The sequence below is a fragment of the Candidatus Glassbacteria bacterium genome (genome assembly GCA_019456185.1).
GTDB lineage: Bacteria > Gemmatimonadota > Glassbacteria > GWA2-58-10 > GWA2-58-10 > JAJRTS01.
On record VRUH01000014.1, the window covers coordinates 1 to 918 of the forward strand.

Consider the following 918-nt stretch of genomic DNA (forward strand, 5'->3'; position numbering starts at 1 on the left):
CCGGTGAAGCCTGACCGGCCAGCGGATCGGCGAGCATGAATTTCTTGCGGTGCACCCCGCTGGATTTGCGCCGGCGGTGACGGTATCCCACCCAGGCTGCCGCCGTAACCAGCAGGCAGGTGTAGTTGAGGATCATGAACCAGCTCTGGCCCCAGCTGAACCCGTCGTAAGTGTAGTCGCTCAAGGGGAACAGAAACGGCGTGGGGAAAAAAGCCTTGGAGTGGGTCGGGATATCGCAGATGATATGCAGCGGCCAGGCCAGAAACGGGACCGCCACGCCGCGGGCGGTGAACCGGAGCACCAGCCAGACCGCGCCGATAACGATCAGGCTGTGGCTGCAATTGTATGCTGTATGGAGCCAGTCCGGCAGGGTGTGGACCGACGGTCTGCCGGGAGCGAACGTTCCGCTTACGATCCGGATCGCCATCAGCGCGCCGAACGAACTGAGGTCCGGAGCGATCCCGAACAGGAACGCCAGCCCGAACCGCTTTTTCCAGCCGGCGGCCAGCCCTCCCCATAACCCGTGCGCGAGTGTATCCATGCCATTTTTCCGTGATCGAATCAGCTATTATCTATGATTTCGGCCCCACCACCGCCATGTAGATCACCGGTTCCTCGGCAGAGTCCACTTCCAGCAGCTCCGCCGCCTCGTCATCGAAATACGCCCCCACCGGACAGGCTCCCAGTCCCAGCGCCTCGGCCGCCAGCAGCAGGTTCTGGCACAGGTGTCCGCAGTCGAGGTAGAAATAGCGCCAGGCGCGCTGACGGTATTTCCAGCTTCCGCGACGGGCCACCGCGGTCCAGATGAACACCACCGAGCTTTCGCAGAGCACCGACTGGTTCAATCCGACCCCCATGATCCTGTCGCGCTGGTCGCCGGCACTCAGCAGCTTGAGCCCGTGGGCCGGGATGTCGTAG

Annotated in this window: 1 protein-coding gene and 1 pseudogene (1 of these 2 only partly in view); both read right to left on the reverse strand. The window is 63.1% G+C overall.

Annotation, left to right across the window (positions count from 1 at the left end; all coding sequences use genetic code 11):
- A partial coding sequence (locus FVQ81_07310; protein MBW7996360.1) for a hypothetical protein occupies positions 1 to 541 on the reverse strand: 541 nt, incomplete at its 3' end.
- Positions 542 to 572: 31 nt separating this feature from the next.
- Positions 573 to 918 (reverse strand): annotated as a pseudogene (locus FVQ81_07315) (SagB/ThcOx family dehydrogenase) (it continues 380 nt past the right edge of the window).